At 69.9% G+C, this 14,991-nt stretch carries 16 protein-coding genes; 6 read left to right on the forward strand and 10 right to left on the reverse strand.

What is annotated here, in order from left to right; all coding sequences use genetic code 11:
- Window positions 1-53: 53 nt before the first annotated feature.
- From atpB to rpmE, 7 genes are all read right to left on the reverse strand, one after another.
- Window positions 54-833 (reverse strand): F0F1 ATP synthase subunit A, encoded by a 780-nt coding sequence (gene atpB / locus B7K22_RS02550; protein WP_371327664.1) that lies wholly within the window; start codon window positions 831-833, stop codon window positions 54-56.
- Window positions 834-1,034: 201 nt separating this feature from the next.
- On the reverse strand, window positions 1,035-1,457 hold the full coding sequence (locus B7K22_RS02555) for a hypothetical protein (protein WP_084038209.1): 423 nt from the start codon (window positions 1,455-1,457) through the stop codon (window positions 1,035-1,037).
- The gene (locus tag B7K22_RS02560; RefSeq protein WP_084038210.1) at window positions 1,454-2,713 is read right to left on the reverse strand and encodes an MraY family glycosyltransferase; all 1,260 of its coding nucleotides are present in this window, start codon (window positions 2,711-2,713) and stop codon (window positions 1,454-1,456) included. Before B7K22_RS02560 ends, B7K22_RS02555 begins: the two co-directional genes overlap by 4 nt.
- Window positions 2,710-3,384, reverse strand: a complete 675-nt coding sequence (locus B7K22_RS02565) for an L-threonylcarbamoyladenylate synthase (RefSeq protein WP_371327642.1) — start codon at window positions 3,382-3,384, stop codon at window positions 2,710-2,712. The genes B7K22_RS02560 and B7K22_RS02565 overlap by 4 nt, the downstream gene beginning before the upstream one ends.
- Before the next feature lie 13 nt (window positions 3,385-3,397).
- Complete coding sequence (gene prmC / locus B7K22_RS02570; RefSeq protein WP_159448724.1) at window positions 3,398-4,294, reverse strand: peptide chain release factor N(5)-glutamine methyltransferase; 897 nt, start codon at window positions 4,292-4,294, stop codon at window positions 3,398-3,400.
- Complete coding sequence (gene prfA, locus B7K22_RS02575) at window positions 4,294-5,379, reverse strand: peptide chain release factor 1 (RefSeq protein WP_084038211.1); 1,086 nt, start codon at window positions 5,377-5,379, stop codon at window positions 4,294-4,296. The genes prmC and prfA overlap by 1 nt, the downstream gene beginning before the upstream one ends.
- Before the next feature lie 33 nt (window positions 5,380-5,412).
- Window positions 5,413-5,622 (reverse strand): 50S ribosomal protein L31, encoded by a 210-nt coding sequence (gene rpmE, locus B7K22_RS02580; protein WP_084038212.1) that lies wholly within the window; start codon window positions 5,620-5,622, stop codon window positions 5,413-5,415.
- Between the two features lie 658 nt (window positions 5,623-6,280).
- Between rpmE and B7K22_RS12000 the strand changes: the two genes are divergently transcribed.
- The 3 genes from B7K22_RS12000 to B7K22_RS02595 all read left to right on the forward strand — a co-directional run bounded on the left by B7K22_RS12000 (window position 6,281) and on the right by B7K22_RS02595 (window position 8,223).
- Entirely contained in the window at window positions 6,281-6,844 is a 564-nt protein-coding gene (locus tag B7K22_RS12000) for an endonuclease domain-containing protein (RefSeq protein WP_159448725.1), read from the forward strand.
- A 171-nt stretch (window positions 6,845-7,015) separates the two neighbouring features.
- Complete coding sequence (locus B7K22_RS02590) at window positions 7,016-7,723, forward strand: hypothetical protein (protein ID WP_084038214.1); 708 nt, start codon at window positions 7,016-7,018, stop codon at window positions 7,721-7,723.
- The gene (locus B7K22_RS02595) at window positions 7,720-8,223 is read left to right on the forward strand and encodes an RNA polymerase sigma factor (RefSeq protein WP_200807353.1); all 504 of its coding nucleotides are present in this window, start codon (window positions 7,720-7,722) and stop codon (window positions 8,221-8,223) included. Before B7K22_RS02590 ends, B7K22_RS02595 begins: the two co-directional genes overlap by 4 nt.
- A 191-nt stretch (window positions 8,224-8,414) precedes the next feature.
- Here the strand turns inward: B7K22_RS02595 and rho are convergent, their stop codons facing one another.
- Window positions 8,415-10,184, reverse strand: coding sequence for a transcription termination factor Rho (gene rho, locus B7K22_RS02600; RefSeq protein ID WP_084039684.1), 1,770 nt, complete (start codon window positions 10,182-10,184; stop codon window positions 8,415-8,417).
- Window positions 10,185-10,590: 406 nt separating this feature from the next.
- On the opposite strand from rho, the gene B7K22_RS02605 reads away from it, so the two are divergent.
- From B7K22_RS02605 to B7K22_RS02615, 3 genes are read left to right on the forward strand one after another with little or no spacing between them, the layout of a single operon-like run.
- Entirely contained in the window at window positions 10,591-11,031 is a 441-nt protein-coding gene (locus B7K22_RS02605; RefSeq protein WP_144276202.1) for a DUF6325 family protein, read from the forward strand.
- A 2-nt stretch (window positions 11,032-11,033) separates the two neighbouring features.
- Window positions 11,034-11,390, forward strand: coding sequence for an SHOCT domain-containing protein (locus tag B7K22_RS02610; RefSeq protein WP_084038216.1), 357 nt, complete (start codon window positions 11,034-11,036; stop codon window positions 11,388-11,390).
- Window positions 11,387-12,427 (forward strand): TIGR00341 family protein, encoded by a 1,041-nt coding sequence (locus B7K22_RS02615; protein WP_084038217.1) that lies wholly within the window; start codon window positions 11,387-11,389, stop codon window positions 12,425-12,427. The genes B7K22_RS02610 and B7K22_RS02615 overlap by 4 nt, the downstream gene beginning before the upstream one ends.
- On the opposite strand, the gene B7K22_RS02620 is transcribed toward B7K22_RS02615, so the two are convergent.
- Both B7K22_RS02620 and B7K22_RS02625 read right to left on the reverse strand, forming a co-directional pair.
- Window positions 12,388-14,541: an MMPL family transporter gene (locus B7K22_RS02620; protein WP_084038218.1), complete on the reverse strand. Its 2,154-nt coding sequence runs from the start codon at window positions 14,539-14,541 to the stop codon at window positions 12,388-12,390. The genes B7K22_RS02615 and B7K22_RS02620 overlap by 40 nt on opposite strands.
- A 159-nt stretch (window positions 14,542-14,700) precedes the next feature.
- Window positions 14,701-14,991, reverse strand: a 291-nt coding sequence (locus tag B7K22_RS02625; RefSeq protein WP_200807354.1) for an S-layer homology domain-containing protein, incomplete at its 5' end; no start/stop codon positions are given.

Consider the following 14,991-nt stretch of genomic DNA (forward strand, 5'->3'; position numbering starts at 1 on the left):
TGTTTTCCTTCCGTTGGAGCGACGTCGCTCGACGCCGCACATCTGTATGGGGTTTAGTGCTCTTCCTCGATGGCCATGTTGATGTACACCGACGACAGCATGACGAACACGTAGGCCTGCAGCGCCGCGACGAAGATCTCGAACAGCGTGAAGGCGAAGCCAGCAGCGAAGGTGACGGTGCCCATCGCCTTCATGGCTCCGGCGGCCTCGAAGAAGAAGTACTGGGTGGCGGCGAAGCACAGCACCAGCAGCAGGTGCCCTGCCATCATGTTCGCGGCGAGTCGCAGCGCGAGAGTGGCGGGGCGCAGGATGAACACCTGCAGGAACTCGATGGGCGTCAGCAGGACGTAGATGCCCTTGGGCACGCCCGGCGGGAACAGCGACAGCTTCAGGTAGCCGCCCAGTCCGTGCTGCTTGACGCCGACCGCGAGGTAGAGCACGTAGACCCAGATCGCCATGATGATCGGCAGGCCGATCAGCGATGTGCCCGCGATGTTGATGAACGGGATCACGCCCGTGATGTTGAACGCCAGGATCGCGAGGAACAGCGTGGTGAGGAACGGCAGGAAGCGCTTGGCGTTCTCCTTGCTCATCACCTGCTCGACGATCTGCACCCGCACGAAGTCGAGCATCAGCTCCACCACGGACTGGCCGCGGCCCGGGACGACCTTGGCCTTGCGGGCGACGAGCCAGAAGATCAGGATCAGCACCGCGGCGGCGATGACGCGCGCCAGCATGATGCGGTTGAACTCGAAGATGGTGCCCTCGCCAAAGATGGCCGGCGGGAAGAACTCCTCGACCGTCGGGGCGTGGAAGCCGTCGGAGTAGAACAGCCATCCGAAGAGGCCGGTGGTGTCGCCGTCGTCGGCCGCGAGCTCGGCTGCGGCCGTCGTGGCCGCACCCAGGGCTAGATTCGCCACAGAAGTCTCTCCAGGGGTTAGAGCTGGCGCGGGGCGAAGGGCCCGGCGCGCCGTTACCTTGATGCCCCAGAATCCTAACGTAGTCAGGGGGGTCTGACGAACGCGAGCGACGATTTATTCGTCGTTCTCGCGCGCGCTCGTATCCACGTAGGGAATGCGCGCGCTCCTGATCACCCAGAAGTCCACGACGAGCGTGCCCAGCACCCCCGCGACGGCGAATCCCGCGAACAGCTCACGATGGAACCCCTCGACGTCCTGGAGCACCAGCAGGGCGACGATGATGATGAGCATCTTGACCAGCCACGAGCCCCCCAGGATCGCCGCCATGATGTGCGGCTCGCGGTCATGGCCGATCACCATCGCTACCTGCGTCGTGATGCCGGCGAGCGCCGCGACGAGCACCCCGATCTCCGCGGCCACGAGCCCTGCGGTGCCGCCCACCACGAGCCCGACGGGCACGGCGATGATCGCGAGGGCGACCACGAGGATCGCGGTGAAGCGCAGCGCCTTGCGGTAGGTGGTGGACTCGGCGGTCATGGTCGCTCCTTGGTGCCGGCCGATGCGCGCGCTGGGCTGGCATCGGCCGTGTCGGTCGGGTGGTGGTCGTCACGATGGTCGGCGCTGTCGTCGTTCCGGTGGTGGCCTTCCGGGGTGATCCGCTGCAGGGGCCTCGCGTGGTCACCCGCCGAGCGCCAGCCGCGCGACAGGCGTCGCCTCAGCGCCGGGGAGAAGGTCACGAGGCAGGCTGCGATCACGCCGGTGCCGACCAGCACCAGGGACTGCTCCCACGGCAGGAACACCAGCGACACCGTGCCGAATGACAGCACCGCCGTCCAGACGTAGAGCACGCCAACGGCCCAGCGGTGGGAGTGACCGGCGCGCAGCAGCACGTGGTGCAGATGGTGCGCATCGGGCATGAAGGGCGACTGGCCCTTGAGGAGGCGCCGCACCACCGCGAGCGTCATGTCGATCAGCGGCACGGCGACCACCATGAGCGGCAGCACGATGGGGATGAAGGCGGGGATGCGCTCGCGTTCGGAGACCACGGTCGGGTCGATCTGGCCGGTCACGACGATCGCCGCGCCCGCGATGGTGAGCCCGAGCACCATCGATCCGGAGTCTCCCATGAAGATGCGCGCGGGGTGGAGGTTGTGCGGCAGGAATCCGATGCACGCCCCGACCAGCACCGCCAGGATGAGCGACGCGAGCGACGAGTAGTCCCCCGGCGATGCGGATCGTGCGAGCACGTACGTGTACGTCAGGAAGGCAGCTCCGCCGATCGCCACCATGCCGGCAGCCAGCCCGTCGAGTCCGTCGACGAAGTTGACCGCATTCATCGCGACCACCACGACGATGACGGTCGCGGCGAGGGACAGGTACGAGCTGCCGATGGTGAGGCCCGCGATCGGCACCGTCACGAGCTGCACGCCGCCCCACGCCATGACGAGAGCGGCGAGCACCTGGCCGGCCAGCTTCGCCATCCAGTCGAGGTCCCAGATGTCATCGGCCATGCCCAGGGCGCACACGATCGCGGCTCCCGCGAGCACGCCCCACACTGCCCCCGAGTTCTCGAACACGGGCGCGAGGAAGGGCACATTGGGAGCGATCACGATGCCCGCGGCGAGCCCCAGGAACATCGCGATGCCGCCCAGCCGCGCGGTGGGCAGCTTGTGGACGTCCCGGTCTCTGACCGCGGTCACCGCTCCTGCCCTGAAAGCGAGGTGGCGCATGGCCGGGGTCGCGGCGTACGCCATGAGGGCGGCGACCGCGAGCAGGGTCAGATAGACCTTCACCCGCTGGTTCCCGGGGCAACGCCGGGCTCCGGCGCGAAGGCCGCGGCGCCCACGATCTCGACCAGCCGCTCGCGGCTCACTCCCCCGTCGCGCACCACGCGAAGACCGGCGGCGTCGGTCGCGTCGACGATCGTCGACGCCGTCCCGAGGGGACTGTCGCCGCCGTCCAGATAGACGGCGACCGCATCGCCCAGCTGCGCACGCGCATCGTCCGCGCTGATGGCGGCCGGCTCGCCCGTCCTGTTCGCGCTGGTCACCGCGAGCGGGCCCGTGCGGCGCAGCAGCGCGAGGGCCGCCTCGTGATCAGGCATCCGCAACGCGACGGTGCCGTGGGTGTCGCCCAGATCCCACGCGAGGGACGGCTGGGCATGGACGATCACCGTGAGCGCGCCCGGCCACAGCTGCTCCATGAGCGCGCGCGCGGCGCCGGGCACGTCGCGCGCGAGGCCGTCGACCGTGCGGACGTCCGGGATCAGCACCGGCGGCGGCATCTGCCGACCCCTGCCCTTGGCGGCGAGCACGGCGGCCACGGCGGTCGCATTGAACGCGTCAGCGCCCACTCCGTACACGGTGTCGGTCGGGAGCACCACCACTGCACCGCGCTGCACCGCGTCGACGGCGGCGTCGAGGCTCGGGCCCCACGTCGCGGGGTCGAAGCACGGGTAGATCACAGGGACAAGTGTGTCAGACGCCCACACGAGTCGCGATCAGCATGCGGTCACGTCCGGTCAGGTCCTGCTCCGTGCGCGCGTCCGCCCAGAACTCCGAGCGCTCCACGAAGGCGCGCAGGGCCGGGCCCTGGTCGTCGGCGTGCTCCATGATGAGCCTGCCGCCGATGCGCAGCAGGCGCGCGGCCTCATCGATGATGGCGCGCGGGATCTGGAGGCCGTCCGCGCCCATCCCGTAGAGCGCCTCCGGCGGGTCGAAGTCACGCACCTCCGGGTCGCGCGGCACGCCGTCCGGCGGGATGTACGGGGGGTTGGTCACGACCACGTCGGCACAGCCGTCGAACAGGTGCAGGCAGCGGCGCGCATCGCCCAGCACGGTGCGCACGCGGGGCCGGACATCGGCCGGCAGGGAGCGTGCGTTGAGGCGCAGGTAGACCTGCGCGCCCTCGCTCATCTCGACCAGCGTGACCTCCGCGTTGTCGACCTCGCTCGCCACCGCCAGCCCGATGGCGCCGGAGCCGGCGCACAGGTCGGTGACCCGCACCTTGCCGTCGCGATTCGGGGACGACGCCCGCGCCGCGTCGATCGCGGCCTGCGCCACGACCTCCGTCTCGGGCCTGGGAATGAACACGCCGTCGCCCACCTGCAGGGTGAGATCCCTGAAGTGCGCCTTGCCAGTGATGTGCTGGAGCGGCTCGCGGCTCATGCGCCGCTCGACCCGTGCCTCGAGGAGGTCCAGGTCCAGCGGGTTCTCCGGCCAGTGATCGTCCCTCGCCGCGGCGGTGCGCACGCGGCCCGGCTCCCAGCCGAACGTGTGAGCCATGAGGGCCACCGCATCGGCCTCAGGAGAGGGGACCCCTGCCTCGGAGAGCCTGCGAGTGATGTCCTTGAGTCGAGCGCCGACGGATGGCACTAGGCGTCGGAGGCTTCGAGTCGGGCGGCCTCATCCGCATCGATCGCCGACTGCACGACGGGTCCCAGGTCTCCTGCAAGCACGTGGTCAAGGTTATAGGCCTTGTACCCGGTGCGGTGGTCGGCGATGCGATTCTCCGGGAAGTTGTAGGTGCGGATCCGCTCGGAGCGGTCCACGGTGCGCACCTGCGACTTGCGCAGGTCCTGCGCCTCGGCGGCGGCGGCCTCGCGCTGAGCCGCGAGCAGGCGTGCACGGAGGATGCGCATGGCCGACTCCTTGTTCTGGAGCTGGCTCTTCTCGTTCTGACAGCTCACGACGATGCCCGTGGGTTCGTGCGTGAGGCGCACGGCGGAGTCGGTGGTGTTGACCGACTGGCCGCCAGGGCCGGAGGAGCGGTAGACGTCCACGCGCACGTCGTTCATGTCGAGCTCGACCTCCTCGACCTCCTCGACCTCGGGGTAGACGAGCACGCCAGCGGCGGAGGTGTGGATGCGGCCCTGGGACTCGGTGGCGGGCACGCGCTGGACGCGGTGCACGCCGCCCTCGTACTTCAGGTGGGCCCACACCCCGTCCTCTGGCTCGACGGCGCCCTTGGACTTCACAGCGACCGAGATGTCCTTGTAGCCGCCCATGTCGGTCGGGGTCGCCTCGAGCACCTCGGCCTTCCAGCCGCGGGACTCGGCGTACTTGAGGTACATCTTCAGCAGGTCGCCCGCGAACAGCGCCGACTCCTCCCCGCCCTCGCCGGACTTGATCTCGAGGATCACGTCCCTGGCGTCGTCGGGGTCGCGCGGGATGAGGATGCGGCGCAGCGCCTCGGTCGCATCGGCGGCCGCCTGCTCGAGCGCGGGCACCTCTTCAGCGAAGTCGGGGTCGGCCTCGGCCATCTCCTTGGCGGCGGCGAGGTCGTCCTGCGCGGCCTCCCAGGCGCGATGCGCGGCGACGACGCGGCCGAGCTCCGCGAACCGACGGCCCAGCTGGCGCGACCGACCGGCGTCCGAGTGGACGTCGGGGTCGGCGAGCTGGCGCTCGATGTCGGCGTACTCGTCCAGCAGCGGCTGGACGGCGGCGAAGGCTTCGGCCACGTCGTCGTCGCGTGAAGTGTGTGGTGTCCGGCGTTACTTCTGGTTGCCGTAGCGCTTCTGGAAGCGCGCGACGCGGCCGCCGGTGTCCATGATCTTCTGCTTGCCGGTGTAGAACGGGTGGCAGGCGGAGCAGACCTCGGCGTGCATGACGCCCTCGGTCACGGTGGACTTGGTCTCGAACGTGTTGCCGCAGGTGCACGTGACCGTGGTAGTCACGTACTCGGGGTGGATGTCCTTCTTCATGATCTCCCTTTGAGGTGCCTCCGGGTCCGACGGGCAGATCTTGCGAGCGGTGAACCGGATGGCCAGCGATCTATTCTGCCATGCCTGTCAAGCCGTCGCCCAATCGCTCACCCAGCACGCGCATCGGCGCTGCTCTCTTTCTCCGGCGCCGTCCCCCGGCGCCGTCGCCCGACGCGCTGGCAGGTCCTCAGTGCTCATCCGGGGCGAATCTGAGCACTCACGACCTGCTGGCGCGCAGTGGTTCTCCACAGATCCGAGTTCCCGTGCCCGCGACAGGCGGCGCAATGGTCGGATGCCACCTATGCGACCGTCACTCGGACAAGGGCAGCTGGCACCGTTCCTCGCCTCGCACTCGCACGCATTCACACGGGCCGAGCTCGTCGCTGCCTGGTCCCGCCGTCAGCTTGACGCCGCCCTTGCGAACGGCCTCGCGACGCGACTGCTCACGGGGGTGTACTGCGGCACCTCTCACGGGAGTGACCCGAGAGTCCGGGGTGAGGCGCTCACGCTCTGGCAGCCACGCGGGGCGCTGACGGGCTCGGGCGCGCTGCACCTCTACGCTCCGCGGCTACCTGCTCCCCAGCGGATGGACTTCGTCGTGCCGCTCGGGCATCGCCTGCGGCCCCGCCCGTGGGTGAGGTTGCGGCAGACCGGTCCCGTGCGCGCGACGATCCTCGCCGGCGGCGTCCCGAGCGTCGAGATGCCTCGCGCACTGCTCGATGCATGGAGATACGCGCCAGCGGCCGAGCGCCGCAACGTGCTGTGGGAGGCGCTCTGGGCGCGAGTGTGCACGTGGCGCCAATTGTGGCGTGAGCTCGAGCGAACGCCCCAGGTGGCTGGCCGGCGCGACCTGGAGCGGGTGCTCGGATGGTTCGCGGAGGGGGCGACCACGCCACTCGAGGTGCGGGCCAGGCATGAGGTGTTCGCCGATGCACGCTTCCGCGAGTTCGAGTGGCAGGTCCCGGTCGCGCTCCCGCACCGCCGAGCCACGGTCGACATGCTGCATCGGTGCGCGATGGTCGCGGTCGAGCTCGACGGCGACCGGTATCACTCCACGCGCCACGCCCGCGATGACGATCGCGAGCGCCAGACGGACCTCGTGGCGGCCGGCCTCGTCGTGCTGCGCTTCGGGTGGGCTGACATCACGCAGCGACCGGAGTGGTGCCGTGAGCGGCTCCTGACCACGGTCGCTGGGCGGCTCGCGTCGCCTGGCAGGTGGTGAGTGCTCACCTACGCCGATCCTGGGCACTGACGACCTGCCAGCGCGCCCGGGGAGGGAGCCGCGGGGAGGGAGCGCATGGAGGCTTCACAGGGCCGATGCGCGGGCCCGGTTGTGCATCGCCGTGGACGCTGGGCGATGGTTCTGGCATGAGGGGGTATGAATGCACCACACATGAGTGACCTCGACCGCCTGCTCGCCCGCTCCGCTCCCCCGTCCGCACCCGAGGGGCGGGCGCTCGTCGCCGCGCTCGGTGCTCTCGTCGATGAGACTCGCGCCGCCGCGAGCCCTCGGCGACGGCGCCTCAGGAGTCCGTGGGCGGTCGCCGGGCTGGTGGTTGGAGCCACTGCGCTGGTCGGCGGCGCCGCCTACGGCGCTGTGACCTTGACCGACGCGAGCGACGCGTGGATGGACCTCACGGCGCAGGCCGAGACCACGGCGACGCGCTTCGAGTGGCAGACCACCCTCCCTGACGGCACCAGATGCGTCGAGCGCCTCACCGGTCTCGAGCTCACCGCAGAGCAGACGGCGATCGTCGAGGCAGCGCTGGCCGATCCCCAGCAGCTGCTCGACCTCGACGCCGGCGCCGTCCGCGACGACTTCCTCTCCCACTACGACGCATCGGAGGCACAGCAGGAGATCGCCGACCGGGAGACCTGGGAGTCGTGGATCGATGCCGGCTACGGGGCGGTCGCCGCGATCGACGTGAAGGCGGGCCGAGGCGACCTGACGGAGGACATGCTCGACGTCATCCCTGGCAGTGCCCAGAACGAGGTGTTCCTCCAGTCGTCGATGAGGGTGGTGCTCGACGGCATCACCGCGCAGGGCGTCGATGCGATGGCGCACCTGACCCCCGAGACGGCGTGCGAGGCGGGCGAGTGAGCGCCGCGGACCGCGGCCTCGAGCAAGCGATGCGCGAGCATGGCGCGGACATCCTGCGCTACCTGCAGCGCCGCTCCCCCGAGGCCGCCGCCGATCTGCTGGGCGACACCATGCTGGTGGCGTGGCGACGCAAGACGGACGCCCCAAGCAAACCGGACCAGCTGCGGCCGTGGCTGTTCGGCATCGCGCGCATGTGCCTCCGGGGTCACGGTCGCGACGAGTCGCGCCGACTGAGGCTCACCGAGCGCGTGGCGGCGCTCGCGCCGATCCCCTCCGAGCCGGACGACGCGCTCGCGCTGGACGTCCGGGCCGCCATCGCGGCACTGCCGGAGGCTCAGCGCGAGCTCGTCGAGCTCGTGCACTGGGAGGGCCTCTCGATCACGGACGCCGCGACCATCGTAGGCACCAACCCATCGACCGCCCGTTCGCGCTACGCCAAGGCGAGAAAGGCGCTCGAGGCGACCCTCGCATCGGCCCTGTGCGGTGGCGCGCCCCGGTAAGGCTGCGCGCCAGCAGGTCCTGAGTGCCCCTTCTGGGCCGATTCAGGCACTGAGGACCTGCCAGCACGCACGCGCCGAGTGCACGGAGACGGCGCGCAGCGGCCGATGCGCGGGCGGCGTACCAGCCGGACACGCAGCAGGGCCCCGCACCACCTGGCGGCGGCGCGGGGCCTTCGTGCTGAGGAGCAGAGTTACTTGGCGAAGCCGTCCTCGTCGTCGTCCTTGCCCGGCGTGGTCTTGGCGACCTGCATGAGGAACTCCGCGTTCGACTTGTTCTCGCGCAGCTTGCCCAGCAGCAGCTCGGTCGCGGCCTGCGGCTCGAGCGCGGTGAGCACTCGGCGGAGCTTCCACATGACCTTGAGCTCCTCGGTGGAGACCAGGATCTCCTCGCGGCGCGTGCCGGAGGAGTTGACGTCGACGGCCGGGAAGATGCGGCGGTCGGCGAGCTGGCGCGACAGCCGCAGCTCCATGTTGCCGGTGCCCTTGAACTCCTCGAAGATGACCTCGTCCATCTTCGATCCCGTGTCGACGAGCGCCGTCGCGAGGATGGTCAGCGAGCCCCCGTTCTCGATGTTGCGCGCGGCGCCGAAGAACTTCTTGGGCGGGTACAGCGCGGACGAGTCGACGCCTCCGGAGAGGATGCGGCCGGAGGCGGGTGCGGCCAGGTTGTAGGCCCGGCCCAGGCGGGTGATGCCGTCGAGCAGCACCACGACGTCCTGGCCCAGCTCGACCAGGCGCTTGGCACGCTCGATCGCGAGCTCCGCGACCTGCGTGTGGTCGACGGCGGGCCGGTCGAACGTCGAGGCGATGACCTCGCCCTTGACGGAGCGCTGGAAGTCGGTGACCTCCTCGGGACGCTCGTCGACGAGGACCACCATGAGGTGCACCTCGGGGTTGTTCGCCGTGATCGCGTTGGCGATCGACTGCATCACCAGCGTCTTGCCGGCCTTGGGCGGCGACACGATGAGACCGCGCTGGCCCTTGCCGATGGGCGCGACGATGTCGATCACGCGGTTGGTGAGGTTGCGCGGCTCGGTCTCGAGGTGCAGGCGCTCCTGGGGGTACAGCGGGGTGAGGTCGCCGAACTCCTTGCGGCTCCTCGCCTCCTCCGGGCTCACGCCATTCACGGTGTCGACGGTTGCGAGCGCGTTGAACTTCTGGCGCTGGCCTCGCTCGCCCGGACGGGGCGGACGCACGGCGCCCGTGATCGCGTCGCCCTTGCGCAGCCCGTACTTCTTGACCTGATTCATCGACACATAGACGTCCGACTTGCCGGACAGGTAGCCGGTGGTGCGGATGAAGGCGTAGTTGTCGAGCACGTCGACGATGCCGCCCACCGGGCTGAGCTCCTCGTCGTCGCGAACCTCGTCCTCGTCCTGACGCACCTGCGTGGTGCCCCCGCCCTGGTTGTCGTCGCGGTCGCGCCCACGGCCTCGGCCGCGGCCCCGGCCGCGGCGGCGGCGGCCTCCGCGCTCGTCGTCGTCATCGCGGTTGGCGGAGTCGCCGTCGCGAGCACCGTCGGCCCTGTCGGACGACTGGTCGGCACCCTTGTCGGAGCCCGCGGTCTGCACGGCCTCCGCCGCGCGGCGCGCACGCTCGTCACGGTCGTCGGTACCGGAGCGGCCGCCCGAGCGCGGGTTGCGGCCACCCTGCCGGCGGTTGTCCTGCGACTCCCCCTGCTTGCCATCGGAGTCGGCCTTGTCGGGCGCGGCGTCCTCGGAGGCGTCCTGGCGAGACTCGCCGGGAGCCCCCTGTCCCGAGCTGGCGCGACGCGAGCCGCCGCGCTGCTGCGGCGCGTCCGTCGACGGCGCCGGCGCATCGGCCTTGCTCTCCGCAGGGGATTTCTTGGACGGCACGACGCCGCCATTCTTGATGGCCTCCACGAGGTCGCCCTTGCGCATCTTCTTGACGCCGGAGACGCCGAGCTCGGAGGCGAGCGCCTGCAGCTGGGGAAGCTTCATGGCGTTGAGGGCCGCGCTGTTGTCCGCCGCGGCCACGGTGGTGTCTGTCACTGAGTAGTCCTTTTCTTCGCACGAGCCGGGTTGGCTCAAGACAGTGCGAGCAATCCCCGACGTCCGGGTACGCGCGTACGCCGTCGTTCGCGGTTGCCTGAAAGCCTGGGGAGTGCGATCCGCCGCGGCTGGTTGCCGTCCGGGGGATGCCTTGCCAGGCTACCACTGCTGCGACGCGTGCCCAACCGCCGTGCATGACGTGCCTGCATGGGGCCGATGCGCTCGCGAGTCCCGCTCGTCCGACGACGACGGCTAGCGTCGCGTGGGCGCGAGCGGTTGCCGGGCGACGGTGGCGGCCCTAGATTCTGAAGTGGCGCAGCGAGCGCGGCGCACGTCGACGAGCGAGGAGGGCGTGATGACGCTGGGACCCATCGAGGTCGTGACGATCGGATTCGAGTCCGGTCGGTTCCGAGGAGAGATCATTCCCGAGCTCGAGCGGCTCGTCGACGCGGGGGTCATCAGCGTCGCCGACGGCGTGTTCGTCCAGCGGGTGTCGGAGGACGAGACGGCCATCGTCGAGTTCGGCCAGGATGACGAGAGCTCCGACGTGGCCCGGGTGGGCGCCCTCATCGGCGAGGCGCTCGAGCTCATCAGCGACGAGGACGTCGAGATGCTGACCGACCAGCTGCCCGTCGGGGCAGCGGCCGCGATCCTGGTGTTCGAGCACACGTGGGTCAAGCCGCTGCGCGACGCCATCGCAGCGGCGGGCGGCGAGCTGATCGACTCCATCCGGGTCCCCGGACTGGTGGTGCAAGAGGTCCTGGACTCGATCCAGGCCGAGGACGAGGAGAAGTAGTCATGCCAGGAAGAATCGGTCGCCCGGGACTCATCGGGACCATGGCCCGCACCGCGGTCATCTCCGGCACCGCCACGGCCGTCTCCGGCGGCGTCGCACGCCGACAGAACGCCCGCTTCCAGGCGAAGCAGGAGCAGCAGTACGTCGAGCAGCAGCAGGCCTACCAGGTGCAGGCCAACCAGGCCGAGCTCGCGTCCATGCAGGCTCAGCTCGCGGCGGCGCAGGCGGCCCCGGCCATCACCCCGAGCGCGGGCGACGACATGATGGCGCAGCTGACCAAGCTCGCTGAGATGAAGAACGCCGGCATCCTGAGCGACTCCGAGTTCGCCGCTGCCAAGGCAAAGCTTCTCGGAGCATGACCGGGTATGGCGCCCTCGTGCGTCATACCCGGTGGGGGGCCAAGCTCAACACGGTCGAGTACATGCGCTCGGCCGCGCTCTTCGAGGGCGCGACCGTCCGCTCCCAGTACACGCGCTTCTGGCTCCTCCTGATCCTCGCCTCAGCGATCGCGACCGCGGGCATCGTCGCGAACTCGACGGCTACCGTGATCGGCGCGATGATCGTGGCGCCCCTCATGCGTCCCATCCAGGGAACCATGCTGGCGACCGTGCTCGGCGACCGCCGCCAGCTCGCGCGATCGATCGGTCTCATGATCGCCGGCGCCACGGCAGCGATGGGAGTGGGCTTCCTCCTCGGACTCATCGTGGTGCAGGAGGTCACGGCACAGACCAACGATCAGATCGCGGCCAGGGTCTCCCCCGGCGTGGTCGATCTCTTCGCGGCCCTCGCGACTGGTGCGGTGGGGTCGATCGCGCTCGTGCGCTCCGACATCTCGGACACGCTTCCCGGAGTGGCGATCGCGATCTCGCTGGTTCCACCGCTCTGCGCCGCGGGTCTCGCGCTCGAGTCCGGCGAGCCAGGGCAGGCAATCGGCGCGGTGCTGCTGTTCGTCACGAACGTCGCAGCGATCCTCGCGACCGGTGCGGTCATCATGGCGGTCTACGGGTACTCCAAGCTCAGGCTCCTCGAGTCGGAGGACCAGGAGGCCGAGCGTCGGCGGCGCGTCAAGGCGTACGTCACCATGGCAGCGCTGGTCCTGCTGGTGTCAGGGCCGCTCGCGTACTCCACGGCGAAGGCGATCGAGGATCGCTCGCGGATGGCCACCATCACTGACTATGTCGAGCAGGTGACCGCAGACACGCGGTGGTCGATCGTGAGCATCACGCCTCGAGAGGAGGACACCATCCACGTGCTCCTCAAGGGCACCGAGCCCCTCCCCGACATGGACGTCGCCTACGAGCGCATGGCGGACGCTGGCATCGATGCCGAGAAGGTCGTGGTGGAGTTCATCCCGAGTCACACGTTCGACATCGACGGCGAGCGCGACTCGTTCTGAGGCACGCCGCGGGTCCGTGGGCCGGGCCACCAGTTCCACTGTCCCAGCAACGTCATCGTCGCGGGCAGCAGCAGGCCGCGAATGAGCGTGACATCGATGGCGATGGCGACCACCATGCCGATGCCAACCTCCTTCATCGCCGTCAGGGAGCTGAGCGCGAAGCCCAGGAACACCAGGCTGATCGCGATGGCGGCAGTGGTCACGACGGGCCCGGTCGCGGTGATGCCCCGCATGACTGCCACGCGGTTGGCCTCGCGGGGGTCCATCGCACGATCCCGTTGCCGCCATGCCTCGTGGATGCGCGACAGGAGGAACACCTCGTAGTCCATCGACAGGCCGAAGGCGAGCAGGCCGATGAACAGCGGGGTGGTCACGTCGAGCGCTCCCCACGGCTCGACGCCCAGCGCGGACGCCGCCCAGCCCCACTGGAAGATCGCGACCAGCACGCCCAGCGTCGCCGCGATCGTGAGCGCGTTCAGCAGCAACGCCTTGACCGGCACGACGACCGACCTCGTGAGCGCGAAGAGCAGCGCCAGCGTCGACAGCACGACGAGGGCGAGCGCGAATGGCAGGCGCTCGGCAAGGTGGTCCCGGGAGTCGACCACCTCCGCTGCGGGGCCGCCCACCGTCATGTCGAGCGGCGTCTCCATGGCGCGGATCTCGCGCACGAGCGCCTGGGCGGCGGCCCCTGTGGACGTGCCGACGGGCGTGAACTCGGCCACCGTGACGCCAGTGGGAAGGTCCGGCACGGCGCGCGCGTCATCGACCCCCTCGAGGTCGTAGATGCCGTCCAGGAGCGCGGTCGTCTGGGGCTCGCTCACCGGAGCCTCCACCACCACCACGATGGGCTCCACGCCCAGGTCCTGGAAGCCGGTGGTGATCGCCTCATAGGCACGCCGCTCGGGAGAGCCACTGGGCAGGGACTGGACGTCGGAGCCGCCGAGCGTCAAGGAGGCCACGGGCGCGGCCACCAGCACGAGCACGACTGTGGTCGCGCTGGCGATCAAGCCGGGGCGAGCCTGGCTCGCTCGGGTGAGCCGAGCGAGCAGCGTGACTCGCTGCGCGGACGTCGGCCGCACCCATGGCCGACACCACGTCCGCACCCCGCGGGGCGGGACGTGGCGGTGCATGAGCAGGATCATGGCTGGCACGAACGTCAGCCCGGTGGCAGTCGCGACCAGCACCGCCACCGCGCCCCCCGCCGCCATGCCGGACAGGAGCGGGTCGCCGAGGACGAGCATGCCGGCCAAGGCGATGCAGACCGCGAGCCCAGAGACGAGGACCGCTCGGCCCGCTCGGGCTGCCGCCCGTGCGACGAGGTCGCGAGGGGCCGATGCCGGTGTCGCCTCTCTCTCCTCGCGGAAGCGCCAGATCACGAGGAGGCTGTAGTCGACAGCGAGTCCCAGGCCGAGGATCGTCACCACGTTCACCGCGAACTCGTTGACAGCGACGGCGGTCATCACACCCCGCAAGACCAGCAGCGAGCCGCAGATAGCGACCAGCGCGGTCAGCACCGGAAGCGCCCCGACTCGGAAGCCGCCCAGGATCGTCACGAGGAGGATGAGGAGAATGACGACGGCGACGGCCTCGCCCGTCGCGGTGTCCTGGATCGCGCGCTGGACGAAGGCCTCTTGGCTCACCAGCTCGCCACCGATGAGGACCTCGGGCACCGGGAGGTCGCGCAGCAGCGTGCCCACCTCATCGGCGGTGGCGAGCGCCTCCTCCTCGGAGAGGGAGGGGTCGAGCTCGATGGAGACCAGAGAGCTGCGCGCATCATCGCCGATGAGGCCGCCCGAGGTGTAGGCATCGGTCACCTCGACGACCCCCGGCAGTTTGCGGAGACGCTCCATGACTGCTGGCGCCGCCTCCGTCAGCTCGAGGGAGAAGAAGTCCTGGCCGGTCAGCACCGCCGTGACGATCTCACCCTCGGGGTCGAGCTCGGCGAGGCGCGCCTCGACCTCCATGGACTCTGTGCCACGCGGAGCGCCATCGACGTCGCTGGTCTGGTCGAACACCGCGCCGCCGAAGACTGCGCCGAGCACGGCCACGACCGCCCACACGAAGACGACCGCACGGGGCGCCTTGGCGACGAACGCACCGAGTCGGTCAAGCACCAGAGTCACTCCTCACGTGGCGAAGAAGCCGAACGGCCCCCCTGAGACGGAAGGTTATCCCGTCCAAGGGAGCCGCTTGCAGGCCTGCGAGTAGCAGTGCCCACGTGGGGAGGAGCCCCGGCACCACGCATGGCGCCGGGGCTCCTCGCTGCCAGGTTCCTAGGCGACCATGTCGTGGTAGCGGTACAGGAACGCGGCCATCGCATCGCGAGTGGTCTCGTTGAACGGACGGAACTCCAGACCACGAGGCGAGTCGTAGCCCTGCGTGATGCCCGTGTGAGCCAGCCACGTGATCTCCGTGTAGAACTCCGTGTTCGAGTCCGTGATGTCCACGAACGGAGACTCCTCAGGAGCATCCCAGTCCGGCTCACCCGCATAGCGGTACAGGAACGCCGCCATCGCATCACGGGTGATCGGCTGCGTGGGACGGAACTCCTGACCCCTGGGCGT

The sequence above is a fragment of the Demequina sp. NBRC 110053 genome (assembly GCF_002090095.1).
GTDB lineage: Bacteria > Actinomycetota > Actinomycetes > Actinomycetales > Demequinaceae > Demequina.

What these genes read in the sequence shown, in the direction of transcription:
- B7K22_RS02590 (WP_084038214.1), top strand. Translation starts at nt 7,016, where the DNA reads ATGAGTGACCTCGACCGCCTGCTCGCCCGCTCCGCTCCCCCGTCCGCA.
- rho (WP_084039684.1), bottom strand. Translation starts at nt 10,184, where the DNA reads ATGAAGCTTCCCCAGCTGCAGGCGCTCGCCTCCGAGCTCGGCGTCTCC.
- B7K22_RS02555 (WP_084038209.1), bottom strand. Translation starts at nt 1,457, where the DNA reads ATGACCGCCGAGTCCACCACCTACCGCAAGGCGCTGCGCTTCACCGCG.
- B7K22_RS02610 (WP_084038216.1), top strand. Translation starts at nt 11,034, where the DNA reads ATGCCAGGAAGAATCGGTCGCCCGGGACTCATCGGGACCATGGCCCGC.
- B7K22_RS02615 (WP_084038217.1), top strand. Translation starts at nt 11,387, where the DNA reads ATGACCGGGTATGGCGCCCTCGTGCGTCATACCCGGTGGGGGGCCAAG.
- B7K22_RS02605 (WP_144276202.1), top strand. Translation starts at nt 10,591, where the DNA reads ATGACGCTGGGACCCATCGAGGTCGTGACGATCGGATTCGAGTCCGGT.
- rpmE (WP_084038212.1), bottom strand. Translation starts at nt 5,622, where the DNA reads ATGAAGAAGGACATCCACCCCGAGTACGTGACTACCACGGTCACGTGC.